This is a genomic window from Gloeotrichia echinulata CP02, from assembly GCA_038087035.1.
Classification (GTDB): domain Bacteria; phylum Cyanobacteriota; class Cyanobacteriia; order Cyanobacteriales; family Nostocaceae; genus Gloeotrichia; species Gloeotrichia echinulata.
This window is the reverse complement of sequence record CP051187.1, coordinates 2,630,164-2,656,287: the sequence shown is the minus strand read 5'-3', so window position 1 is coordinate 2,656,287 and position 26,124 is coordinate 2,630,164. Positions and strand designations below refer to the sequence as shown.

At 41.2% G+C, this 26,124-nt stretch carries 22 protein-coding genes; 8 read left to right on the top strand and 14 right to left on the bottom strand.

Features of this window, described 5'->3' with window-relative positions:
• Position 1: 1 nt before the first annotated feature.
• The 9 genes from nuoK to HEQ19_11625 form a co-directional block, all read right to left on the bottom strand.
• Complete coding sequence (nuoK, locus tag HEQ19_11665; protein WYM00079.1) at positions 2-307, bottom strand: NADH-quinone oxidoreductase subunit NuoK; 306 nt, start codon at positions 305-307, stop codon at positions 2-4.
• A 38-nt stretch (positions 308-345) separates the two neighbouring features.
• Positions 346-999, bottom strand: a complete 654-nt coding sequence (locus HEQ19_11660; GenBank protein ID WYM00078.1) for an NADH-quinone oxidoreductase subunit J — start codon at positions 997-999, stop codon at positions 346-348.
• 128 nt (positions 1,000-1,127) lie between these two features.
• Positions 1,128-1,712: an NAD(P)H-quinone oxidoreductase subunit I gene (ndhI, locus tag HEQ19_11655; GenBank protein ID WYM00077.1), complete on the bottom strand. Its 585-nt coding sequence runs from the start codon at positions 1,710-1,712 to the stop codon at positions 1,128-1,130.
• A 121-nt stretch (positions 1,713-1,833) separates the two neighbouring features.
• Positions 1,834-2,952 (bottom strand): NADH-quinone oxidoreductase subunit NuoH, encoded by a 1,119-nt coding sequence (gene nuoH / locus HEQ19_11650; protein ID WYM00076.1) that lies wholly within the window; start codon positions 2,950-2,952, stop codon positions 1,834-1,836.
• A gap of 431 nt (positions 2,953-3,383) precedes the next feature.
• Entirely contained in the window at positions 3,384-4,520 is a 1,137-nt protein-coding gene (locus HEQ19_11645; protein WYM00075.1) for a citrate synthase, read from the bottom strand.
• Between the two features lie 111 nt (positions 4,521-4,631).
• A complete protein-coding gene (sixA, locus tag HEQ19_11640; GenBank protein WYM03361.1) occupies positions 4,632-5,126 on the bottom strand; it encodes a phosphohistidine phosphatase SixA in 495 nt (164 codons plus the stop codon).
• 24 nt (positions 5,127-5,150) lie between these two features.
• Positions 5,151-5,384: a hypothetical protein gene (locus HEQ19_11635; protein ID WYM00074.1), complete on the bottom strand. Its 234-nt coding sequence runs from the start codon at positions 5,382-5,384 to the stop codon at positions 5,151-5,153.
• A gap of 24 nt (positions 5,385-5,408) precedes the next feature.
• Positions 5,409-5,609 carry a type II toxin-antitoxin system HicB family antitoxin gene (locus tag HEQ19_11630; GenBank protein ID WYM00073.1) on the bottom strand — a complete coding sequence of 67 codons (201 nt, stop codon included), beginning with the start codon at positions 5,607-5,609 and terminating at the stop codon, positions 5,409-5,411.
• A gap of 237 nt (positions 5,610-5,846) precedes the next feature.
• Positions 5,847-7,130, bottom strand: coding sequence for a bifunctional oligoribonuclease/PAP phosphatase NrnA (locus HEQ19_11625; GenBank protein ID WYM00072.1), 1,284 nt, complete (start codon positions 7,128-7,130; stop codon positions 5,847-5,849).
• A 624-nt stretch (positions 7,131-7,754) separates the two neighbouring features.
• Here HEQ19_11625 and HEQ19_11620 point away from each other — a divergent pair.
• The 6 genes from HEQ19_11620 to HEQ19_11595 all read left to right on the top strand — a co-directional run bounded on the left by HEQ19_11620 (position 7,755) and on the right by HEQ19_11595 (position 13,052).
• Positions 7,755-8,045, top strand: coding sequence for a helix-turn-helix transcriptional regulator (locus HEQ19_11620; protein ID WYM00071.1), 291 nt, complete (start codon positions 7,755-7,757; stop codon positions 8,043-8,045).
• A 271-nt stretch (positions 8,046-8,316) separates the two neighbouring features.
• On the top strand, positions 8,317-9,300 hold the full coding sequence (locus HEQ19_11615; protein WYM00070.1) for an alpha-ketoacid dehydrogenase subunit beta: 984 nt from the start codon (positions 8,317-8,319) through the stop codon (positions 9,298-9,300).
• 171 nt (positions 9,301-9,471) lie between these two features.
• Entirely contained in the window at positions 9,472-10,884 is a 1,413-nt protein-coding gene (gene secD, locus HEQ19_11610) for a protein translocase subunit SecD (GenBank protein WYM03360.1), read from the top strand.
• The gene (gene secF, locus HEQ19_11605) at positions 10,881-11,846 is read left to right on the top strand and encodes a protein translocase subunit SecF (GenBank protein ID WYM00069.1); all 966 of its coding nucleotides are present in this window, start codon (positions 10,881-10,883) and stop codon (positions 11,844-11,846) included. Before secD ends, secF begins: the two co-directional genes overlap by 4 nt.
• Positions 11,847-11,973: 127 nt before the next feature.
• Entirely contained in the window at positions 11,974-12,387 is a 414-nt protein-coding gene (locus tag HEQ19_11600) for a hypothetical protein (protein ID WYM00068.1), read from the top strand.
• A gap of 26 nt (positions 12,388-12,413) precedes the next feature.
• Positions 12,414-13,052, top strand: coding sequence for a Uma2 family endonuclease (locus tag HEQ19_11595; protein WYM00067.1), 639 nt, complete (start codon positions 12,414-12,416; stop codon positions 13,050-13,052).
• A 166-nt stretch (positions 13,053-13,218) separates the two neighbouring features.
• Here HEQ19_11595 and HEQ19_11590 read toward each other — a convergent pair whose 3' ends face one another.
• Positions 13,219-16,680: a DNA methyltransferase gene (locus tag HEQ19_11590; GenBank protein ID WYM00066.1), complete on the bottom strand. Its 3,462-nt coding sequence runs from the start codon at positions 16,678-16,680 to the stop codon at positions 13,219-13,221.
• Between the two features lie 556 nt (positions 16,681-17,236).
• Positions 17,237-20,656, bottom strand: a complete 3,420-nt coding sequence (locus HEQ19_11585; GenBank protein ID WYM00065.1) for a helicase-related protein — start codon at positions 20,654-20,656, stop codon at positions 17,237-17,239.
• A 311-nt stretch (positions 20,657-20,967) separates the two neighbouring features.
• On the opposite strand from HEQ19_11585, the gene HEQ19_11580 reads away from it, so the two are divergent.
• Together HEQ19_11580 and HEQ19_11575 are read left to right on the top strand one after the other, a co-directional pair.
• Positions 20,968-21,543, top strand: coding sequence for a Uma2 family endonuclease (locus HEQ19_11580; protein ID WYM00064.1), 576 nt, complete (start codon positions 20,968-20,970; stop codon positions 21,541-21,543).
• 512 nt (positions 21,544-22,055) lie between these two features.
• Positions 22,056-22,526: a GNAT family N-acetyltransferase gene (locus HEQ19_11575; protein ID WYM00063.1), complete on the top strand. Its 471-nt coding sequence runs from the start codon at positions 22,056-22,058 to the stop codon at positions 22,524-22,526.
• Here HEQ19_11575 and HEQ19_11570 read toward each other — a convergent pair.
• From HEQ19_11570 to iscB, 3 genes are all read right to left on the bottom strand, one after another.
• On the bottom strand, positions 22,486-23,409 hold the full coding sequence (locus HEQ19_11570; GenBank protein ID WYM00062.1) for a HAMP domain-containing sensor histidine kinase: 924 nt from the start codon (positions 23,407-23,409) through the stop codon (positions 22,486-22,488). The two genes, HEQ19_11575 and HEQ19_11570, sit on opposite strands and share 41 nt — an antisense overlap.
• Before the next feature lie 336 nt (positions 23,410-23,745).
• Complete coding sequence (locus tag HEQ19_11565) at positions 23,746-24,336, bottom strand: L-threonylcarbamoyladenylate synthase (GenBank protein WYM00061.1); 591 nt, start codon at positions 24,334-24,336, stop codon at positions 23,746-23,748.
• A 163-nt stretch (positions 24,337-24,499) separates the two neighbouring features.
• Positions 24,500-25,783 (bottom strand): RNA-guided endonuclease IscB, encoded by a 1,284-nt coding sequence (gene iscB, locus HEQ19_11560; GenBank protein WYM00060.1) that lies wholly within the window; start codon positions 25,781-25,783, stop codon positions 24,500-24,502.
• Positions 25,784-26,124 lie beyond the last annotated feature (341 nt).

Genomic DNA, 26,124 nt, shown 5'->3' with positions numbered 1-26,124 from the left:
ATTACCACTTCAGGAGATTAAACTGCTCCATATCGACGGTATCACGGTTGCGATAAATGGCAAGCACAATCGCTAAACCCACCGCCGCCTCGGCTGCGGCCACAGTGATCACAAATACAGTGAAAACCTGACCCTTAATTAATGTTGAGTCCAGGAAGTTGGAAAATGCCATTAAATTCAGATTAACAGCATTGAGCAGCAACTCAATTGACATCAGCACCCGCACAGCGTTGCGGCTGGTAATTAAACCATAGATGCCGATGCAGAACAAAGCGGCTGCAAGTAATAAAAAGTACTGGAGTTGCATAAGTTTTCTCAGTTTTTCTTCAGGTGTCAGTTACCAAATTATTCGCGACGAGAACCCCCACGATAGGGAACATCATCACTTGATTGACCACCATCCTTACCTACCGATGCAAAGGTTCTGGGGCGTTCTTGCAGCGTTAAAAGGGTTTGTGGCAGTGCAGAAGTTGTGACTTGTTCTGGCAAATACTCGCGACGTGCCAAAATAATCGCTCCTACCATTGCCATTAGCAATAATACGGAAGCCAATTCAAAAGGTAATAAAAAGTCACTGAAGAAATGCTGACCAATCAAAAGTATCGAACTTTCACCAGCTACAGTGGTAGTTGAGTATGCCCAAGGAGTTGCCAACACCATCGTACTCAAAAGGGCAAACAATCCCAGACTGACCACAGCCGTTAGCACTTTTCTTACCCCAGCGCTGGAAACCGGCGCAAAATCCTGCCGCTTGTTCACCAACATAATGGCAAACAAAATTAGCACGTTCACAGCCCCAACATAAACCAGTATTTGTGCAGCGGCGACAAAATCAGCATTCAGTAACAGGTATAACCCCGCCATGCTGATGAATACGCCCCCCAGCAAAAAGGCTGAATAGACGATGCTGGAAGACAGCACTACACCTAGCGCCGCCCCAATCATCATCACAGCCAAGATGCCAAACGAAACAATCTGTACTCCTTCAGCTAAATTCACCTTTTTTGTCCTCAGTCAGTTGTCAACGGTCAAGAGTCAAGTGTCAAGAGTCAAAGGTCAACAGTCAAGAGTCAAGAGTCCAAATCTTGACTTTGGACTTTGGACTTTGGACTTTGGACTGACCACTTTTATTTTTCTGTTTGTTCTACCAGGTCTTCTGGACGCGCACCAGGGCGGGGTGCATCGGCAGGTAAGTCGTGGGGTTCCATGACGCCCTTGGGTAGGTAAACTAGTTCCCGTAGTGGTGTAACCATTGGGTCATTTGTGACTTTGTAAGGCAGACGACCCAAAGCCACGCTGTCATAGTTTAATTCGTGGCGATCATAGGTAGAAAGCTCATATTCTTCTGTCATTGATAGACAGTTAGTGGGGCAATATTCTACACAGTTACCACAGAAGATACAAACTCCAAAGTCGATGCTATAGTGTTTGAGATTTTTCTTTTTACTTACTTTGTCGTAATCCCAATCCACTACAGGCAGATTAATCGGACAAACGCGAACACAAACTTCACAGGCGATACATTTATCAAATTCAAAGTGAATTCTGCCACGAAAGCGTTCGCCAGGAATCAGTTTTTCATATGGATATTGTACGGTAATTGGACGCCGCCGCATGTGGTCAAAGGTAACAGATAGCCCCTGACCAATGTAACGGGCGGCTTGTACTGTTTCTTTGGCGTAATCACCAACTTGCTTAAGGAACTTGAGCATTTTGTGTTTCTCTCTCTTGTGTCAGTTGTCATTGGTCAGTTGTCATTGGTCAGTTGTCATTGGTCAGTTGTCATTGGTCAGATTAGTAAATGACTAATGACTAATGACTAATGACTAATGACTAACCACCAAAAGCGACGGGAAAGGCGAGTTTCAGGGCGGCGGTTAACAGAAGATTAACCAAACCAACTGGGAGCAAGAATTTCCAGCCTAAATCTAACAATTGGTCAATCCGCACCCGTGGGACTGTCCAGCGCAGCAGGATGGCGACAAACACTAGTAGATAGGCTTTGAGTACGGTCATGATGATACCCAAAGAGGCGGTTACTATTTGCAGTATGGGATTGACTTCACTGATTCCTAACCAACTGGCAATGATGTTGATGGGAATCGGAAAATCCCAACCGCCGAGATACAAAATTGCTACCAGTAGGGAAGAAAGTATCAAGTTAACGTAGGAACCGAGGTAAAACAGACCGAATTTCATGCCAGCGTATTCTGTCTGATAGCCTGCTACTAGTTCTTCTTCGGCTTCTGGTAAGTCAAAGGGTAAGCGTTCGCATTCAGCAAGGGCTGCTATCCAAAAAATGATGAAACCGGCTGGTTGGCGCCAAATGTTCCAACCCAAGATGCCATAGCCTGATTGTTGATTTACAATGTCAACGGTGCTGAGGCTATTGGACATGAGGGCGATCGCTAGCACGCTTAAAGCCAAAGGAATTTCATAACTAATTGACTGCGCTGCTGCTCGCAAGCCCCCCAGGAGGGAGTATTTGTTATTTGATGCGTAGCCAGCCATTAATAACCCAATCGGCTGAATGCTAGACAGAGCAATCCACAAGAAGACGCCCATCCCCACATTTGTAATCACAATATTCTGTCCAAAGGGCACAATCAGGAATGACAGAAATACCGGAATTACAACAATAATTGGTCCGAGAGTAAATAGCCAAGGGTCTGATTGGGCTGGCACGATATCTTCTTTAAATATCAGCTTCAAACCATCCGCTACTGGCACCAGCAACCCAAAAGGACCCATATATTCAGGACCAATCCGCTGCTGTGCTGCTGCCGAAATTTTCCGTTCCAGCCAAGTGGCAACTAGGACACCAACTGTTGCCCCAATGAGCATCAGTATCATCGGCAGAGGCATCCAAATCGCTTTGGCTGCCTCAAGTGATAATCCTAAATCCATGAGGGATTTAATAAAAGTTCCTTGGAGGTCAATTCCTGAATTCATGTTTGTGCTCTTTAAGTCATCGAGTCGTAGTGATTTACAACTATTAGTTTAATTAATATCTGTAAATTCACTGATTAATATCTCTGCCGAGATGATGCCTGATGGAAGATTGTTTGCCAATTACCATGCTTAGTATATCGTTGGATGGTTTTTACCCTCCAACGATATACTACAAGTTCTACTGATGCTTAGGATTGAGATTCACCGAGCAAAACCCCTGCTTGGAAGAGGAGGGGGGTGGAGAGGATCACAAATGACTTGAGTCAAGGGTCAAGGGTCAAGGGTCAAGGGTCAAGGGTCAAGGGTCAAGGGTCAAGGGTCAAGGGTCAAGGGTCAAGGGTCAAGGGTCAAGAGTAGTTACCACTGACAAATGACAAATGACAAATGACAAATGACAAATGACAAATGACAAATGACAATTGCGAATTCCCTTAACGCTGGTCGATGGGGATATAAGGAGCTTCGTGGCGACCGTTGTAAACCTGGGTAGGACGGAAAATCCGGTTTTCTTCCAGTTGTTCTTTCCAGTGTGCTAGCCAACCAGCAACACGGGCGATCGCAAATATTGGTGTAAACAAGTCTGTGGGAATTCCCATCTTTCTATACACCAAACCAGAATAAAAGTCAACATTAGGATAAATCCCTTTGTTACCCAGTTTTTCGCCTACCACTTGTTCCATTTCTTGGGCAATGTCAAAGTACTTATCATGCCCAAATTTCTCGAACAACTGTTCTGCTAAGGCTTGCAAAATAGTAGCTCTTGGGTCTTTGACTTTGTAGACACGATGGCCAAAACCCATAATTTTAGCTTTGCGTTCGAGAAGTCCGTCTACATAGGGACGGACGTTTTCCACAGAGCCGATTTCTTCCAACATCTGGATTACTTCTTCATTGGCTCCACCGTGTAGGGGTCCGCCTAATGTGCCCACAGCGCTAGCAACCACAGCGTAGGGGTCGGTTAGGGTAGAAGCCGTCACCCTAGCACTGAAGGTGGAGGCATTCATTGTATGCTCAACATGCAAAATTAAGCAGACGTCAAGAATCCGTGCCGCCAACGGATCGGGTTCTTTCTCGTTGAGCATGTACAGAAAGTTGGCGGAGTAGTCTAAGTCATCGCGGGGCTTAACGGGGTCATTGCCTTTTCGCATTAACTGGAACGCCGCTACCATTGTAGGAATGGTTGCCAATAAGCGCACCACCGCATCCCGGATGTAAACCGGGTTATGTAAGTCCCGACGTGAATAAAACAAGCCTAGCGCCGCTGCAGAGGCTTGCAGAGCATCCATTGGGTGGCCGCTTTCTGGGAAGCATTTCATCATATCGCGAATCCGGTACTTGATCCGCCTATGGCTCTTGACTTCATACTCAAACGCTTCCAATTCTTCCTTGTTTGGTAGTTCACCCCAAATTAGGAGATAAGCAGTTTCGAGAAATGTACTTTTTTCTGCTAATTCCTCAATCCGGATACCACGATACTCTAGTAATCCCTTTTGCCCGTCAACATAGCTGATACTGGATTGGGCAGCAGGAATGCCTTCCAAACCGGGCTTGTATTCGCACACCGACATGGCAACACCATCTGCTTTTGAAAGATTTGCTCAGGCTAACTTACCAGAAATTGTTGCTCCTATAACAGTAACAGTTGTAACCAAAGTTTTTTCGTAACCGTTGAAAAACCCTCACAATAAGTATTTGGGTTGTGTCAACCAAAACATTTGACTACGACCCAGAGGTGAGCCTATTTCTGGTAGTTTTATCCCGATCATACCTGCTTTTTTCAGGACTAAACCTGCTTTTGTTTCCCCCCATAGGAGAATTTCTGCCCAATTACTCAAATTAGGTTCATGTCCCACCAGCGCCAGTTGGGTTTTTGGGGAATAATTCCTTGGCTGTAACCACTTATTCACCCAATTATCAATCTGACCTTCAGGGGACAGGTGGGTTGATTCTTCTAGTTGAGAACTAAGTCTAGCAGCTACCAGGATTTCTGCTGTTTGTCTAGCCCGCACTAAGGGACTGGTGACAATCAAGTCAAAGTGCAAACCTAATTGGACTAGTCGCTGGGCTACTTTTTCTGTTTTTTGGCGTCCCTCTTTGGTGAGAACTCGCTCCTCATCCTTGAGGTTATCTGTTTTTTCTTCAGCTATGCCATGACGAATTAAATATAGTTCCATCATAAATTTTAGGCATTTTCAGCGTTATGGATACTCATTTTCTCGAACACTACGCACCCACGCAGTGCTATCAGCTAAATTTTCGCTATCGCGCCACATCCCAATAAAACTATCATTTCTCAACTCAAAATCAACTGAGGACGATGGAGGCTCAACTACTGCATATCTTTGTCGCAAAAAAGCAATAAAGTCTATGACTTGACGCTGTGCTTCATCAGGAAGGGATAAAAACTCATTCAACAACTCTTGCTGTGTCATTTTGATTGTTCTCAAACAGCATATCTAAAATGCTATAGCCAAACCTTGAAGTTGCTCTTCTGTCAGCAGACGATTAGATTCTAAAACCAATTCAATTGCTTCTTCCAAATTTGCTCTTGCTTCCTCAAGAGTCTCTGCTTGAGTATTTGCACCGGGTAGCTCTTCAACAAATCCTATATAACCTTCAGGAACTTTCTTAAATACTTTAGTTAGTTGCAGGCGCATATTTATCTTAAATGTATAACTTTCTGATAGTCTAGCATCAAACGTATACCAATTCCAAGAGTATCACATACAAAAATTTTCCGTATATTTACCCCATTGAGGACATTATACGGAAATTTAATGCATACCATTCCTAGTTACAACTTCCACAAAAGGTGCTAAAAAAATTTCAGGATGCAATTTTCAATTCGACTGGAGCTTAATTTAGGAGTTCTTCCCCTCTTTGTCGTTTCTTACCTACTCTGATTGAATCGGATTATCTTTGGGATTGACCAACCTCAATAATTTTTGCTTAATTTGAGCATCAAACACATCCCATTTCATTTTTGCATAAGCAGAATTTTCGTTGCTACCAGACAAGAAACCCATCGGTATTTCAAAGCCGCCTGCGCCTGTTCTTCCACCACCAAAAAATCGCCCTGTGCTATCTTGTCCAAAGGCTTCTTTGATGAATTCGTCAGGATCTAGAGTGAGTTTTGTGGTTCTCAAGGAGCCAATTACTACCTCCAATTCATCATCTTCATCGTGAACAATGCCATAAACCACAGCCGTATGCACGTTTTCTTCTGTCACGAGAAAATCTGCTGCTTGGGGGATAGCATCTCGGTCATCGTAGCGGATGTAACCAACACCAGCAATGGAAAAGTTATTTTGCACGATGCGGTTTTTAAGCGCTCGTTCTATCACATCCATTACCCGTTTGGAACGATTCGCCTGCAAAATTGCATTTAGCAGCTGGGCGTCATAAAATCGACTTAGATATGCAGCTGCCATGAAATCTTCTTCTTGCGCTTGCATCAGTCGATTAGTATCTGAACGCAAGCCATGCATCAAGGCTGTAGCACATTTGACATGTTGATTGATGCTGCTGTCTAACGTTAGTAGCCCCGCTTGTAAATATTGAGTAAATATTGTTGCTGTTGCTCGTACGTAAGGACGGACATCAACAAACTCTGACTTAAGTTCTGTCTGTAAACTGTGATGGTCAATGACTACAACCAGTGGAATTCCTGCGTGCTGCACTGCTGAAAGTAGCTGACTTGTAGTACCCTGGTTATCAATTAAGACAAAACCTTGATAAGAAGACAAATCTTTACTTTTGAGGTTTTGCAGTGTCCAACGTTGAGCAGGTAAATTAGTGAGCTTAACTAAGGCTATATTTTCTTGGTGACTCAATGCACCAGCATAAATAATTTCAGATTTGATATCATATTGCTGTGCAATTAATTGGTAAGCCCAAGCACAAGAAAGGGCATCAGGATCGGGAAAATCTTGTAAAATGATCAACTGACGCTCGTGCCTGTGTGCTAAAAGGGTCTTTTGTAGCTCTTCTGACTTTTGAGCAACCAGAGAATTGCCGCGTTGAACTAGATAAATACCTCCTTCACTTGTCGATGGCGGTAAGGCTGGCCTAACCAGTGGAATTTCAACTGGGTGTTTTTCTATTTCAGCATCCTCTGGGTTCGGCTCTCTGGTCAATGATAAACTCTCAAGCTGCGTAAACGAAGGATTCAATTGCATAAGTAAGTTATTTGTTAGATGTGAGGCTCCATTAATTTGTTAAGAAAGCTTATAACCAGCAGTATGCTGATTGAGCCACACACTATGATCTTCGCAAAAATCTAGAAACCTGGCACTAAATATCTCAGTCTATTTTGGGTCAATAAAACCAAAGACTGAGTGCTGAGTGAGGAGTTATAAGTAAGAACTCATAAGTAAAAAATACCACTATCTAGTTCCTAGTAGTCCGCCACACCAATTTTGATCGCTGAATTGCTTGTAAAGCTAGTACAGGATTGCACAAGTTCGTGACGAAATGAGAATAAACTCTATCGTTCGTAGTTGCGCTTTAGCGCTATTCGCGCAGCGTGGTGTTAGCCTTGAGCAACTACGAACCAAAACTTCATGAATTTATGAAAGGCTGTACTTAGTCATTTATTGAGGTAGATTAAGAAATATAAAGTATTGTTAAGAAAATTTGTACGAAATAATACAGAAATCGAGGTTATATCAGGTTATCTGGTTTGCTATAGAGCAAGGTGATCGTTTATAAAATATATATAGTGGATAAATTTTTCACAATTGGCATTTAATGTCAATTGATTTAACAAGCTAATTCTAAATTTTTCAAGGGGAGCATGGAATATGGATATGCAAGTCCTGAGAGAGCGTGCGGGTTTAAGCCGTGCAGAGGTAGCCTTCAGGCTTGCAATCAGCGAAACGAGTGTTCGCAATTGGGAAGCTGGGCGTACTGAACCCACGATGACACCCAAAAAATATGTGGATGCTTTGCGTCTATTCAAATGTACACCCGAAGAATTGGCCGCTGCAAGCGAAAAGTCAATTAATCAGCGACATAAACGCAAACCAGGAAGACCCAAGCGCTTTCCAGATAATCAGATAGCGCCACTACCTGATTCTCAAGTCTATAGCTGATTGTGTGTCAGTTATCAGTTTTTTTAGCATGAGTGTCTGACTATATTAAGTAGCTTGGCAAAAATCATGTAGGGGATCTAGGCCTTGCGCCCTTATTGGTCAAGGGTCAAGGGTCAAGGGTCAAGGGTCAAGGGTCAAGGGTCAAGGGTAAGGGCTGATGAGGAGGATCGCAATTGACAACTGATGACAACTTAATGAGTGCGATCGCTCACTATATTTACCATGACGGCGCGATAAGATTCTAAAACAGTAAATCGTACTAAAGGTCTAAATGGCAGAAACTCTATTCTTCAACGCCCTACGGGAAGCCATTGATGAAGAAATGGCGCGTGACTCTAGTGTATTCGTCCTCGGTGAAGACGTAGGACACTATGGCGGTTCCTACAAAGTGACCAAAGACCTGTACAAAAAGTACGGCGATTTGCGGATTGTAGATACACCCATTGCGGAAAACAGCTTTACTGGTATAGCAGTTGGCGCCGCGATGACTGGGTTAAGACCCATCATCGAAGGGATGAACATGGGCTTTTTGTTACTTGCTTTTAACCAAATATCCAATAACGCCGGGATGCTACGCTATACTTCCGGTGGTAATTTTAAAATTCCGATGGTGATTCGTGGACCTGGGGGTGTGGGACGCCAATTAGGTGCAGAACATTCCCAACGATTAGAAGCTTATTTCCAAGCGGTGCCTGGATTGAAGATTGTGGCTTGTTCCACACCAAAAAATGCCAAAGGACTACTAAAATCTGCTATCCGTGATGATAACCCAGTATTGTTCTTTGAACACGTCCTGCTTTACAACTTGAAAGAAGACTTACCCGAAGAAGAATATCTAGTACCTCTGGATAAAGCAGAAGTAGTGCGTAGCGGTAAAGATGTCACAATACTTACCTATTCACGGATGCGGCATCATGTGCTGCAAGCTGTAAAACCCTTGGAAAAAGAAGGTTATGACCCAGAAGTCATTGACCTGATATCACTCAAGCCACTGGATTTTGATACCATCGGTGCATCCATACGGAAAACCCATCGAGTGATTATCGTCGAAGAGTGTATGAAAACCGGCGGTATTGGCGCCGAATTAACAGCCTCAATTAATGACCGCTTATTTGATGAATTAGACGCACCAGTGCTGCGCCTATCTTCCCAAGATATCCCCACACCTTACAATGGTAATCTGGAACGATTGACAATTGTCCAACCAGAGCAAATCGTGGAAGCTGTGGAAAAAATGGTAGCTTTGCGAGTTTAGGACTGGGGACACTTCGACAAGCTCAGTGCATCGCTGGGGACTGGGGATGAGGGGGATGAGGAAGTAATATTACCATGCCCCATGCCCCATGCCCCATGCCCAATCCCTAATCCATACTCATAACCGATAAAAAGAACGCTATTATAGCCTTTGTCAGTTGTGAGTTATGGTATGCAAAGACAGCGATCGCTCTTAGCTTTAATTTTAGTTTTGGTTATCGCCGCTATTACGGTGATTGCCACAATTCCTATACCCCTGGGACTGGACTTGCGGGGAGGCTCACAGCTTACAATTCAGGTGAAAACAACAGCAGAAATTAAGCAAATCACCGAACGGGAATTGGAAGCTGTGAAGAAAGTCGTGGAAGGTCGAATTAACGGCCTTGGGGTTTCCGAACCAGTGATTCAAACTGTGGGTACAGATAAGATTCTAGTACAACTGCCGGGTGTGAACGATCCTGAGCAGGCAGAACGGGTACTAGGTGGTACAGCACAGTTAGAATTCCGCAAACAAAAGCCGGGTACAGAAACTCAACTGTTTGCTTTCCAAACATCTCGCGCCGAATTGAAAGGAAAGCAACAGGAATTGAGAACCAGCAAGGATAAAGCAGCTATTGTTAAGAATCAAGAAGAGTTGCTCAAAAATAATCAGGCGATCGCAGAATTGTTTGAAAGTACCGATCCACCACTGACGGGTAAATACTTGGAAAATGCCTATGGTGAACCCACTCAAAGCGATAATTGGAATGTGGCGATTCGCTTCAATCAAAAGGGTGGTGAACTTTTTGCCACATTAACCAAAAATTTGGCAGGAACTGGACGCAGTATTGGGATATTTCTAGATAATGAACTAATTAGCGCTCCTAATGTCGGACCAGAATTTGCTAGCACAGGGATTACTGGTGGCGCCGCTGTGATTACAGGACGCTTTAAAGCACAAGAAGCCAACGATTTGGGCGTACAGTTACGCGGTGGGTCTTTACCTGTACCCGTAGAAATCGCCGAAAGACGCACAGTAGGCGCAACTCTGGGTAAAGATAGTATTCAAAGCAGCATATATGCTGGTATTGGTGGTCTAGTTTTAGTATTAATATTTATGGTGGTTTACTATAGACTACCAGGATTGATGGCAGATTTGGCACTAATCATCTACTCCCTGTTGACTTGGGCTAGCTTTGCTTTATTAGGCATTACCTTAACTTTGCCAGGAATTGCTGGGTTTATCCTCAGTATTGGGATGGCGGTTGATGCAAATGTGTTAATTTTTGAACGCACACGGGAAGAATTGCAGGCGGGTAAATCTTTGTATCGTTCAGTAGAATCTGGTTTTTACCGCGCATTCTCTAGTATTTTAGATAGTAACGTTACCACATGGATTGCCTGCGCTGCCTTGTTCTGGCTGGGTTCTGGTTTAGTCAAAGGCTTTGCCCTTACCTTAGCTTTAGGGGTAGCGGTGAGTATGTTTAGCGCCATTACCTGTAGTCGCACATTGATGTTTTTAGCAATTTCCATACCCTCATTACGGAAGGTAGAACTATACTCTCCGAATGTGCCAGCATCAAATAAGGCAGAGGTGGCGAAATGAAACTCAGTATTAACAAATCGCGATCGCTTTGGTGGAGTATTTCCGCCGCCGTCATTCTTGCTGGTATCATCTCAATGGTGATTTCTTGGCAACAACCAACAATTGGCTTACCTCTACGCCCCGGTTTGGATTTTATCGGTGGTACACGCTTACAGTTGGAACGCGATTGTACAAAACCAGGTAATTGCGACAAACCAATTGATATTGTCGCTGTCCGCGAAGCAGCCAAAGCACAAGGTCTGGGCGATAGCAGCATCCAACTTGTCGGTGATAATGGCGTATTAATTCGGACAAAAAACTTAGATGTCGATCAGCGTAGCAAATTGCAAACCGTCTTAACTGAAAAAATCGGCACTTTTGACCCACAAAAAAATCAAATTGACTCCGTAGGTCCGACTTTAGGACAAGAGTTGTTTAGATCTGGGATACTAGCTCTGATAGTTTCCTTCATTGGTATCACGATTTATCTGACCTTCCGCTTTCAGTTAGACTATGCCGTGTTTGCCATTGTCGCCCTGTTGCATGATGTCTTGATCACCGTCGGCATTTTTTCCATTTTGGGTTTGGTACTAGGAATTGAAGTAGATAGCCTATTTATCGTCGCCTTGCTGACAATTACAGGTTTCTCAGTCAACGATACCGTGGTAATTTACGATCGCATTCGCGAAACACTACAAACCAATCCCAATCGTCCCATCGCTGATATTGTCGATGATGCAGTCAATCAAACCCTGGGAAGGTCAATCAACACGACCTTAACAACTATGCTGACATTATTCGCTATCTTTCTATTTGGCGGAGAAACACTGAGATATTTTTCCCTAGCTTTGATAGTTGGTTTCATAATGGGCGCTTATTCCAGTATCTTTATCGCCAGCACTCTCCTAGCTTTGTGGCGAGAACGCACTCAATCCCTAGCAGTCGCTAGCACCGAGGCGATGGATACGTTTACTGATACTTAGTCCATAATTAAGGGAAGTTAGGAGTTAGGAGTTAGGAGTTAGGAGTTATTTCCCCCATCTCGCTACCTTCCCCATCTGACTAATTCCCCATTCCCTCACCTCCCCATCTCCCTACCTCCCATCTTCTATGGATCAACCGGAACAACCACCAATCATTGGTAACAATACCGAAAACTCTGACCCATCTTTTGCTGAACAAGTACAAAAGCTACACCATCTGACAGTGTACGGTAGGTGGTTGTTTGTTGGTTTTTTATGGCTCACTATTTCGCCTGTTTGCTTGTGGAATCTGCGCGAAGAAATTGCTTTGTGGCGACAAAATTTTACCTGGGTATCCCTGCGATATGGACTTTTGTACCATCCACTGTCTACCTTGGGTTTAGCTTTTTGTATCGGGATGACCGCTGGTGTTTTAATTTGGCAAAGTCGTAATATTTTATTAGGAATACCAGAAGGCGAAAAGCAGCGTTTAGAAAAACAAGTCTGTCGCATCCGTCAGCAGGGACAAACCCATCCTCTGTGGAAGTGGGTTTGTAATTAGATCAAATATATGTGGATGAATGTACTATGACCAAAACTCTACCCAAGCTGATAACTTCTGCAGAATTTATTGAGTGGTTTCCTAATAACGGGAAGTGCTACGAGCTATATAATGGAGTAATAGTTGAAATGGCGCCACCAACCGGAGATCATGAAAAAGTTGTCGGGTTTTTAGCAGCAGAAATTACCTTGGAGTACAGACGGTTAAAATTACCATTCACTATTCCTAAAACCTCATTTATTAAAACTCCCAGCGCTGAATCAGTTTATTCACCTGACGTATTGTTACTAAATCTTGATAATCTTCCTAACGAACCTCTTTTTCAAAAGGAGTCCACGGTTACTCAGGCTGCTTCTATTCCTTTGGTAGTTGAAGTAGTTAGTACAAATTGGCGTGATGATTACCATAAGAAGTTTGCGGACTATGTTGGGCGAAGCCCTTCCCGAAGGGTAGAGATGGGTATTCCTGAATTCTGGATTGCTGATTATAAAGCTCTAGGGGGTAAAAAATTCATTGGAGACCCAAAACAGCCTACTTTCTCGGTTTGTCAGTTTGTTGGAGATGAATATCAAGTTACTAAGTTTACTGGCAATGATTTAATTATTTCTCACATTTTCCCCCAATTAAATCTTACCGCACAGGAGGTTTTTAATGCTGCTTTGTAAATTTAAATATACAGCAATTTTCATTTCTTTGAACCACAGATCCTTGTAGGGGCGCAAGGCCTTGCGCCCCAAAAGCGTGGTCTATTTACCTGAAAATTATTGTAATATCTGTACCTCATTTACCTGCAATCTGCTGTAAGTCAATCAACAATGGTTAAGAGAAATTTTAATCTATATTACGATAAGCAGCTAATGCATCTTGCTTAACTTGTTCGCTAACTATGGGAAATGTGCTGAGGATATATTCAAATTCTACTGCAGTTAAGCCGTAGAGATGCGCTATCATGCCATCAAGTTCGGCGCGGAGTTTGGCGCGTTCTGTTTCGTCGGTGACGCCGTTTGTGTGGGAACCTAGTCCGACTTCTTGCGCGAGTTCGTCAAATTCTGGGGTGGTGCATATGAGTTTGGCTGTCCGTTGTACAATGTCAGAAAAATAGCGATCGCTTGGTTTCAAAAACGGTACTTGTGTGCTGTATACAAAAAAGAAGTTGATATTCGCAGATACTTTTAACCTCAGCAATGAATCATAGGTAAAGCTGTTGAAAACAGCACATAAATATAGAATTTCATCATATGAAACTTCTTGATTTCCATCTTCATCCAGCATTTTTACTGTTTGGATATTTTCTAGGCATAAAGATGGAGGTATAATAGTCGCAATCATTGTCCTCTCATTTGTACTACTAGCTATTTTACGGAATCCAAGTCTATAATCCTGATAGTCAAGTTTTTGTCCTTTATCTTCAACTTTTCCCAGAATTATAGTTCTAGCATCTGCTTCTTTTATCCAATACTTCGCCGTTGTTATATGTTTGTGGGTAAATTGGTGCATCATTTTCCCCTCAAAAAGAGGAGCTAAATCCTTTCCTGGAGAAGTTCGGAAAAATTTAGATTTAGAATCTGGAGCTAATTCACGAGTAAATTTGATATGTTCAAATCCAGATTTAGTTTCGCTTAAAGGCAGATGATTTATTATTTTTGTTGCTATACTATAGTCAAGATTATTTTTAACCTCCATCACCGAAAGCGAATCAGGCGATAGTCGCCGTACCATATTAACATTAATTTCTAAACTCTCTTTACTAGGAAATCTTTCTAATTCCTGCACATCAAGCCGCATAAAAGCTGAGGGAAATTCAGTTGTTATACCACCTTTTACAAAAGTAAGGACAACAAATTTAAAACGGCTATGAACTTCTTCAAAAATTGTTTTACGATTCTCCAAACAAAATAACCCAGTCACCTTTGTTTGACTAAACAACATTTCTCGCAATTGCTTAGTTCCTAAATCAGTGTAGATTCCGCTAGGAATTACAATTCCACACTCACCCGCATCACGCAGTAAATGAAAACAGCGTTCGACAAATAATTTATAGAGATTAATATCTGTCCCAGCTTTTTTACCGTTAACTATAGAAATCTGATTTTTATAATTTTCTGAAGAACGATAATAAGCACTGACGTAGGGATATTGACTCTGATACTCTAACCAAGCTTCTGCAATTTCTGGATTTTGTAACAGCTTTTTCTGTTCTTTTTCAAAAGCCTTGATATCCATTTTGTTCTTCGTCACCAATTCATTATGCTGGGCGAAAAACTCTTTAGCTTGTGGTTTAAAAATTTCCCACGGTGGATTAGTGATAATCGCATCAAACCCACCCCGCGCTAAAACCTTATCAAAATGATAACCCCAGTGAAAAGGCTTTAAAGCAGTAATATCATCAACATTTAAAACCCGCTTCTGTGATTTACCACTTAACTGCACTTCCTCATACTTAATACCCAACTGCTTACTAAACTCATCCAACAACAAACCATTTAACTTAGCTTGCGATTCCTGATTAAGCTTTTCAATATGTCGCCGCAAATTTAACAACCTGCTATTTTGCTCAGTTCCCTCATCACCACCAGCTAACTGTTCCTCTCCAGGAATAAAAGCGTGTTTTTTGTAAAGTTCTATTGACTTATTTTTATCTGCTAAAATCGCCTTGTAATTAGCTGCAGCCAGCGCCTGTAATAAATTACCTTGTTTCGCATTTCCTACCGTATCAAAAGCCGTTTCATCTACTTTGATTAAACCAATCAGTGAATTACCCGCCATAATATTAAAATCAATATTCGGTAGCGGTTTCAATTCATCCACATCATGAGCCGCAGAAACCAAAGCTAAAAACAAACGCAATTTAGCAATTTCTGTAGCTTCCTCCATAATGTCAACACCATAGAGGTTATCAGTTACAATCTTCTTTTTAATATAATAAGATAGAGACTTATGTAACTTTCTTGTATCTTCCATTTCCTGCTTTAAACTTGCATCTCCCATCAAGTCAATCGTGCCAATCACCGCACTATAAACTTGAATTAAGGTTTTCATAGCCGCAATGAGAAATGCACCAGAACCGCAAGCCGGGTCAAGAATTGATAAATTTGGCAGAATATCTTTAATTAATAGACGACAAACATTAGTATCTAGCTTGAGCAACAATTCGTTAATATCTTCAAAAGGTGTATATTTATCTGATATTGCAGCATTAATCTGGTCTACGATTAATTTGTGAATCGTTCTGTCACAAAGATATTCAGTTATTTGTGGTCTAGTATAGTAAGCACCAAAAGCCTTTTGATTGATGTATTTTTCAAATATGTACCCTAAAACATCGGGGTTTATTTCATCGTCCTTACCCTCTGGCGTATCATCCAAATTCCAAGAATAACCAGCAAATAAATTGAGAACTTGGGTAAAGGCTTCATCCGCTATTGTAATATTATATTCTTGCTCAATCCGGTGCTTTAAAAATAAACCACCATTGAGATATTTAACATTTCCTACCAACCCTTGAACAGATGGGTCACGGTCAGTCTCTGGTTTAGCAAAACTTTCAAAAAATAAAGCTTGGAGAAATTCCTGATAAAAAAGATTTTCGCCTCTTTGCTTACTAGCTGCGAGTTGATTTTCTAAATAATTTAAATCACCATCATTAATAAATCTTTTGCGTTGCAGAAAATAAACAAACATCATTCTGTTGAGCAGCACCGAAGTATACCAACGGCGGTCATTTTCGTTATTAATTCCTTTAACGTAGCCCAAAAATTGCTGATGCTGTTCTTGAAAAGCCTTATAAAACTGTTTAGTGACTCGCTCAACATCAAAAGCCTTTTGCAATCTGTGAGCAATTTCTATAACCGAAAGTCCATCATCTTCCAGTTCCGTAATATCAATAACCAGAGAACCAAGCTTACTTAAAAATAAATCTCCCGGTTGACCTTTTACATACAAATGGTCACGAATCAAACTTTTATTTCCTTCTCGCTTCACCCAATACCAAAGACTGCGAGTGCGTGGATTATCAATAAAAATTAAGAGATTTTCAGCCTTTAACTTAGTAATTTCTTGGTAAATAGCAGCGTGATTTTTCCGCTCTGGAATTGCGCCATTTGCTGCGCTAACTTCAAAGACAGCTACTCCCGACAATTCAGCAATGCATTTGTACTCATAAGCCTGTTCCTCAATTTCCAACGGGACAGGTTTTCTACGTGTTGCTTGTGACCAACCCAACTCCTCTATAAACAAATCCTCGAACTGAAAGTTATAGAGTAAATCCCGTGTGCGTTTAAAATCAAGTGCCATAATATACTATTCATAGACAGCACTAGCCAGAAAAAAGCATGGCAAATAAGCCCCACAGATATTGAATCTGCGGCTAAGAAAAGCAAGCCTGCTCAATGCAGACTCTATCATTCCTAGGGTTGCTTACAAATGCTTTTTTATACCTAATGGATTATTTATAAATTCTTTGTTAAGAGAATAGCTGAGTATTTTCGCGTAAATTTTATTAAAGAAGTAAAATAAATTACCGTGTTACTGGATTAAGATCTGGGAAATAAATTCCTACGCTTTGTAGCGGGTTGTCTTGCGTCTGGTTCGCAGTCTCTGACTGAGAATGGATATCCGTACCTCAAAGCAGAAGAACCGCCTTTACAGTAATTTTCACCCAATAACCACAGATACTCGTAGGGAGCGCAAGGCCTTGTGCCCCTACCCCATCGTTTATTTAGCTGAAAATGGCTGTAATACCAATTCAAAAAATCTTTGCAACACATCGATAATCTGTAGGGGCGCAAGGCCTTGCGCCCCTACCTGGGGTTCCTGTACCTTACTTGACAGAGAAATGCTATATCAATTATTAAAGCTCAAATAATCCCAGGGAACAAATAATTTGAGGTTCTCGTTTCTCCATTTCTTCACTGACAATACACAACCTATCATCCAGCCGCAAGGCTACAATTAATTCTGCTAACTGCTGATTACTAATACCGCTTTTTAATTGTCGATTTAAAGTATCAATTGCTGACTGTCGTAACGGGTAACGGTAAATTTCATCAATCGCTTTCACAAGTTCTTCTGTTACAAATAGCGTTCCCTTCATTTCTTGAACATAACTTTTCAATCGTTCATAAGTGCGGAACCTTGCACCTGATGGTCTTCCCAACTGACCACCTGCATTTTTTTCTTCCTCAGCCAAGAGTTGGGCACCTTTTTTAACTAACTCATGATGCTGTTTATCTCTAGGAATAGCCGGAGTATTTTCTGCACAAGTAGCCATTTTTAAAACTCCTAATTGGGACTGAGAAACACTATTTCCTTCACGGTCAACATAAATTAAAGAATCATTACCCTCAGTAGTTTTCATATATAGTAATACTCCCTCTGGTTGTACAGGTTGGGGAGCATGGGCGCGGGTAGAATAAACTACATTTGACATTTCTTCAATTGTCTTTTTCAAAGCGGGATTTCCATCAGTGGCTTTTTTCCAAATTTGAAAAGCTTCTGAAGTCAGGTCTACTTCTGTATCTTCTTCTCCATCCAAAATTCCAGACTTTTCATTGTAGAGGTCGAGAATTACCTGAGTAGAATCATCTTCAAAAAAAGCCTCATCAGTTCCTACCACTTCAGCATTTTCTTGTAATCGCTGGCGGAGTCTTGCGCGTAAATTAATAATACGTTCTACCCCCTCCGCCGGTAGAAAAGAATAACAGAGAATATTGTCGGCATTTTGTCCAATTCTGTCTACCCGTCCCGCCCTTTGGATTAGCCTAATAATCGCCCAAGGTAAATCCCAGTTAACAATAATTGCACAATCTTGCAGGTTATGACCTTCACTTAAAACATCAGTGGCTATTAAGATACGTAATTCATGAGATTTTGGTACTTTATCAGTTTTACCATTACTAATAGGGCTAAACCTTCCCGTGAATTCTGTAGGATTTTGAGATTGACCTGTTACTCCTGCTATCTTGCTAATATTTCTTGCTTGTAAATTATCTGTGAGGTAACGGACTGAATCCGCAAATTGAGTGAAAATCAGTACCTTTTCTTGAGGATGACTTTTTGTTAATAATTCAACCAAAGCATTAAATTTTTCATCTTGCTTTTGGTTCCATTGACCACAGTCCTGCAACAAATTAATCAGTGCTTTCGCATCAGCCAGTAAATCTGTTTTCAACTTTTTAATGTCAAATAATGTAGAACGCAACCACTTAAAACGCCGTTGATATCGGTTTGCATAGAGAGTGTAAATTGACTCGGCTTTTTGACGAAAACTTTTTTCTGTTAAACTTCGAGCTTCTCCCTCTTCTGGGAAAGAAGAATCATCTACATCATCTTCTGTTTCCGTATCAAACAAAGCTGCTGCTACAGAATCAGCATCTTCATCATTATTGCTTGTATCTAACAACTCAGCATCCTGAGTCCCAATAGGAATATCTAACCCTTGTTCCAGAGCATATAAATAGATAAAATTTCGGAGAATGTGGCGTTCAAGTGATAGAATAAAAGCAAAACCACTACTTTCTAACCGTTTAAATAAATTCGTGCGAGAAAAACCCATTAACCTACGTCCACCACGAAATAAAGCATTAAGCTGGCGTTGTTCTGGTTCTGTTGGCGCTTGTTTAGATTTAGCCGCTACATAATTACCTAAACCATAACGCGGTAGATTTAATTGATTAATTACTTCTACTACAGCCTGAGAATACAAGCGAGAATAGGGGTCATTATTTGCAGATTCTAAAGTAAATTTAATAGTTCGAGGAATGCGGTCTGGAAAATAAGAACGTCTCCCATCAGCAAACTCTAAATATTTACGCACTCCCTGCTGATTAATGGAAGATTGAGGAGAGTCTGATTTAGCATAATTTTCTTTAATAAATGAGCGAGTGCGCCGCACCATATAGCGTTTCATTAACTCTCGCCAGTCATCAGGATGCTCGCTTTTTTCAAAAGCAGCTAAAGAACGTACAGAACATTGATGTTTTCTAATAAACTCCAACTCTCCCAAGGAACCGCCGCCCAATTGATTAATTAAAGCTTCTGGTCTTAATCCCAAATCTTCGTCTTCTGGCACAAATAGCCGCAATTGCGCTGAAAGATCAAGATAACTTTTATTGTAAGGTGTGGCAGAAAGTAAAATACATTTACTTTCATTGGCAGTAATATATTCAGCAATAGCTCGATATCTTTTACCTTCTCGGTTACGTAAGTTGTGACTTTCATCAATTAACACCAGCCGATAGCGGCGTAACTCTGGTAACTGATTCTGCACTTTACTAATCGGTAAAACCTTCGCATATAGCCGATAGTTATCAACATATTCTTGCCACATTTGCACCAAATTTTTGGGACAAATAATCAGCGTTTCTAAAAAACAATCTTCTTGTAATATCTTCGCCAAAGCAGTTCCGACTAAAGTCTTACCCAAACCCACTACATCCCCTACCAAAACACCACCCCGTCTGGTGACATGACGCGCTGCTAATTGTACCGCTGCTTTTTGGAAATCAAATAGATTATTAAATTCACGGGGAATGCGAAATTCAGATAAACCTGCTATTGCTTCATGAGACAAATGATAAGCAATTTTCAGATAAATATGGTAAGGGGGAATTAATTCTGACCTCGCCCAACTCTCATCAATAATTTCTGCTAGTTCTTGAGAAATATCTACACAGCCATAATCTTTCCAGCGGTCATCAAACCATTTTTGCAGTTTCTGGCAGGCATCATGGTCTAAAATATCAACATTCAATTCCCCTTGTTTAGCTAGTCCTGGAAGAGTCAAATTACTACTACCTAAAAATCCCACGGTTGGTGTGTTGGGGTCATGACGATGCACTAAATACAATTTTGCATGGAGGGGATGACGCAGAAACAGTTTAATAATTAATTTCTGAGTTTTTAGTTGATGACTTAATCGCCGCAACCCCGCTTCATCCTGATTAGTCGGCGCACCAATAGTTAACTGTTTGCGAAATTCAGCAGCCATACGTTTTTTGAAGCGTACGATCGCACTATTATCAATTCGCCCGTCACCAGTACCCAGGGTAAACGCCGCCTGGACTTCATCACTGGGTAAACTTTGCATCCCAATCAGCAGACGACAACCAGCCTTTTCACTACCAATATACTGTTCAATCAAATCATCAATTTTTTGCCAACCTCTGAGGTTGAAATAGCCAACGCAAAAATCTGCGCGATAAGAAACTTTGAGCGTTTCTCGTAAAATTGGTAGCAGTTGTAAGTCAATGTTATCAAAGATGCGTGGCATGATTTCATACCCAGTGGGGAATTGTTTGTAGGTTGCTGACTGGCAGTGTAATATCAGTATAAAAGGAACCGAAAAATTAACCAATGCCCTATGCCCGATCTCCACAAATAGCCTAGTACTGTGTCAAGATAAAAATGATGGACTGTAGTGCGGGCATCTTGCCCGCGTGAGCGAGACGCTCACACTACCAAAAATCCCTCAAAACAAAATTGACAGACTACTAGTGCGTAAGTCCTAGATTATTAATGTGCCCCCAGAGTCGGTCCTAATTAAGTTAAAATTCTATTAAGACTCATCATGGAGAAACCCTGATGCTACAAGTTAAACATCAATTTCAAAGCTTTGAAGAGTACCTGTCCTATGATGATGGTACAGACAAACTCTATGAGTTGTTTAATGGAGAGTTAATTGAAATGCCGCCAGAATCTGGAATTAATGTTGAAATTGCTACATTCTTACTGATTCAATTTGCCTTACTATTAGATTATAGAAGAGTGCGGGGGCATGGTTTAGAACTGGAAGTAAGAGGAGAACCCAGAAATCGTTATCCTGACCTGACTATTATTCGCCAAGAGCATATTCAGCAGTTAGCAAAGCGTAATACGATTCGCCTATCAATGTTACCGCCTCTATTGGTGATTGAAGTCGTTAGTCCTGGGGAATTGCAACGAGATAGAGATTTTATTGCCAAGCGTGGGCAATATCAAGATTGCGGGATTCCTGAATATTGGATTATAGACCCGGAAACTAGAACTATATTGGTTTTAGAACTCACAGGCAATACTTACACTGAAATTGGTAACTTTTCTGGTGATGATTTAGTTGTATCTCCACAATTTAATCAACTAAATCTCAAAGTAGCACAAATATTTGATGCCGAAAATTAAGATAAAAATTTCCTCGGTTTAATAGACATATGTGAAATATGAACTTACCCCACCAATCCGAAAATGCCTATTTTGTTACCTCAGATGTGCTGTAAAAGCTTGATTTTTCGTTTTTTATTTGCAACAAAATGAAGATTTTTACAGCTAATTATATTAGTGGGATAGATTTATGGAAACTTTCTGTATAATAAATATAGGACTTACACAACTGGCATATATATTTTCTATTTTCCACTATGGTGATCAAGAGTCAAAAGTCAAGAGTCTAAGTTTTTGGAATCTTGACTTTTGACCCTTGTCTGCGACACGCTACGCGATGTAAATCTCTAGTGTTAAAAATATCACAGTTCCCTAAGTCCTATAAAAAACTCATCTATGTCGGAAACGCTGTATTAGTTTTTCAACCTTTTACAGGAGACGAAAATGAAGAAGTTTACTGACCCATAGATACAAACACAGGCAATATCTAGCAAAATATGATTTAACGATATTGCCACAATTGGGTGCTATACATGAACCATTCTCAAATTCAATTTAGCGATCGCAAATCTGAAATTGACCTTTACCAACTCCAACAACTGTTTAATATATCAGCTTTCTGGGCACAGGGACGCACTATTGAGGATTTAGACATAGCCATTACCAACAGTGACCCAGTGGTTTCTATCTGGGATGAAGAGCGACTAATTGGCTTTGCTAGAGCAACTTCTGATGGCATCTACCGCGCTACAATTTGGGATGTTGTCATTCACCCAGACTATCGTGGTACTGGATTGGGTAGCAAATTAGTCGAAACTGTCTTGAGTCATTCTCGGTTGAGGTGGGTTGAACGTGTATATTTGATGACCACACACCAGCAGGGCTTCTACGAAAAAATTGGTTTCCAGACTAATTCCAGCACCACAATGGTGTTACATAACCAAGGCCAGCTTGATTCCTTTCCTAGGGCTGAAATTCAGCTTCAGGAATCACTTGGGGGATAGACACTTGCAGCCTAATTAAATGCTGATCTAATTCGTTGGTAGTTGGGGATGAAACAATTTCCAGCTTTCCCCCCATCACTTCCAGCAGAGTTTGATTGAGTAATAACTTCATTCCTGGCGACAGCGTAGGTAGAGATTTATCAATCACAGGCAATTTATCAACAGAATTAATTAAATCTATTGACTCACTTTTGGGTACAGCATGAGCCGGGACATCCAGCCAAATGTACACAAAATTATTTGTGGGTAAAAGACCAGTGAAAATCGATATCTTACCTTCTTCCATCTGAGCAATAGCAGTGTCTACCAAACTTACTAATACTTGGCGTAACCACAACGGATCAGCCAAAACATAAATTTCAGGATCGCAAGGCAAAAGCTCAAAGGGATAATTCCGATTTGCGGCCAGCATATAAGTTAAATCATAAACTTCCTGCAAAACTTCAGCTAATGATCGCGGTTGAATATTTAATTTACTAGTCCCGTGTTCGGTTCTAGCGACGCGGAGAATTTCATCCATCAGCTTGAGCATTTTCATTGTCCGCTCATGAGCTTGGTTAATAAATTCTCGCTCTTCTGCTGGATTTTCACACAAATCTGACAAAATTAACTGATGCAAGCCAATCAGACCATTGAGAGGCGATCGCAATTCGTGGGTAGTCCGTGCCAAAAAACCTGCTTTAAACTGGCTCATTTCCTGTGCCATGTAGTACGCCAGCTGCGTTTGCTTCACCTGTTGTAAGAGTTTTGGCTCATGCTGTTGCTCTGTTGGCTCTATTGCGGATGAGTTAGATGTAGTATTTGACTTGCGTGCAAATAATAGACGAAAACCCGTCCCTAGTAGTAGCCCTACTCCCAGATATACCCAGTTGCTCCAATTCATAATTTGGCTATGATAAACATTAACCACAATGGCGCACAATAAAATTCTATATTTCTGCTACATCAGTTTCACACAAAATTTTCATGCAATAACCACCGATACTCGTAGGGGCGCAAGGCCTTGCACCCCTAAAGCTTGGTCTATTTACAGGAAGATGCTGTATGACACAGAGTCATCATTATCTGTTTTATTTATTTCTTTATACTTCAGTAATATTCCTGAATGATTCAGGATTCGCAAATATTGCGACCCCTAAAGAAAGATCTGGCGTTTACCAAAGTCAAAAAAATAACCTTATCTATCAACTATAAAGCTTCCAGCGTCAAGCATCAAGCGTTAAAAATCGAACTTAATCGCACCTTGGCGCAAAATTTGCCAATTCATCCCCGTCCATTTAGCAACAGTTGAAGGTACTCCCAGCCCCGTGATTTCCCCCTGACTTTCTGTTGCTGTCAGAGTCAGAACATCAGGAAACTGAGCCGCAATTTCTGCCATTGTCAACAAAGCAGGCTGACCTGACAAATTAGCGCTAGTAGTAGCCAGCGGACCTGTTTGCGCCAAAATATTTTGCGCGATCGCACTTGCAGGAACTCTGATACCAATTGTTGTTGGGTCAGTAGGGTTCATTACCTTTGGAACCTTCGCTGAGGCTGGTAACACCAATGTCAGCCCACCTGGCCAATATTTATCAGCTAATTCTTGCCAAATTTGATATTCTATTTCATTTCCTGCGACATAAGGCCACAAATCCCACCCACTAGCCGCCATCAAAATCAGAGGCTTATCCTGACTCCGCTGCTTGGCAGCAAAAATTAATCCTGCTTTCTCTGGTAAAGTTGCCAATGCCGGAACAGTATCTGTAGGAAAGCTCACCAATAAACCAGCGCGTATACCTGCTATCAGCGCTTCTACCGTAACTTGCGTCATCTAAACCTCCCAGGAGACCCCCACTATATCGGTAATCCGATTAGTGGTGGGAGGAATGGGAGAGAAATTATGTTCGCGTAGCGTGCCGCAGGCAAACGTTTCCTGAACATTTTTCTGCACAGCAGAAACCGTAAGGGAAACAGTTGAGTAATTTCTAAATCTTTTATTGTGCGTAAGAGTAACCATCTTTTTTGTGAATGTGTTTACAAGTTTTGTGACTAATTCCTTGAACTAATCCGTTTCTGGTCGAGATGTTGAAACTTCCAGTTGCACGAGTTGCTATTCTTCCAATATATTCACCAACTTTTTTACCAGTAGTGACAACAGCCTTAACAATATCCCCAGTCTGAAAACCAAAGTGAAATTTAGTTTTTGAACAATGTCGATTTGGAAAACCAAATTTATCTGTGCGACACGATTGCCTAGTACCATGACCGTTAGCTGTAATCAACAATGGTTTAACACCTTTAATAATCAATTTTGGCGTTTTTTTCCCAACACAAGCCGCGTCTAACCAGTGAGATTTTTCTAAATTTTGTTGACTACGATTGAACTTTGTTAATCCTCCTGAACCTGTTTCTATAGGTAATTCCGTTGCTTTTAATGCGTTCAACAATGCAAATCGAGTTGTGTTTACTGCTGCTGCATCCCCTAACGGTCTTTTAGCTTGTGTCAAAATTTTGTTTAATTTTGATGGGTCTTTTTTCAGAAAGTCTTTAATGTCTTTTGTCCCTTTTTTAGTATTACATTTCTCGCAACTTAACGTAAGATTTGTAATCGAATTTGAACCTCCTTTGGCTCGTGGGTGTATGTGTTCAACCTGAAAAGGAACATCTTTAACACCACAATAAGCGCATTGCCTACCCCACTTTTCAAGTAGATATTCTCTGGTTTCGTAACCAGCAAGTGTACCTTGCTGGTATTCTTCACCTTGGATATCTGGGTTATGCATTAACTGCATATCAAATCTGACTAATTCCTGACTGATAGCTGTAATTGGCGCAAATTTACGTAGCTTCTCAACCCAGGTTTTTATATTATCAACCCGACTTTGTAAGCTCGGTGCTAACCATTCATCTGAGCGAGTTCTATTTAAAAAGCGTGGTTTTCTGTAACGAGTAATTCTGGCTCGTCTACTACGTCTTAATTGTCTCCTAGAGGTTAGAGCATCTCTAATTGCAAAGCCTCTATGCTTTAATTCAGCAGCAAATACAACTTCTCCAGTAGCATCATTGACTAATGCTATTCCTGTTGTTTTAGCACCAGGATCAAGCTTTAATCGCAGTGGTGTTACTGGTACATCAGGATGAGATTCTATGAGGATGATTGTAAACGGGAATCTTCTAAAAATTGCTGCTTTTTTGTTCCTTAATAACTGCCTAGCTCTGGCTGGATGAATTGGGTCAAGCAGTCTTTTTTCTGTGTTTAAAACAAATACTTTGGACATAATGTTCTGCTCATTCGAGCCTCCTTACGGGTAATGTTAGCTTAGACAATGTTAGAGGTCGGTAACTATATTGAGAACACTTCCTTAACCCTTGTACAGATGTTTAATCCTCAATTTCTAGAGCAGGGAACTAGCTACGCATCCCCTGGTAGGTCTTTAAACTCTTGCCTCTAACGTAGTACTCAAAGTACTTAGTCTGGTCAACTGGACTCTTTCAAGCCCCCACTAGATTGCTCTTGTCTACGACACGCTCCGCGAAAGCAATTAGTGGTGGGTGGTTGACAATTAGTCAGCGGGTCTAACCTGTAATTAACAATTGCCCTTGATTTCCTTAACGTAGT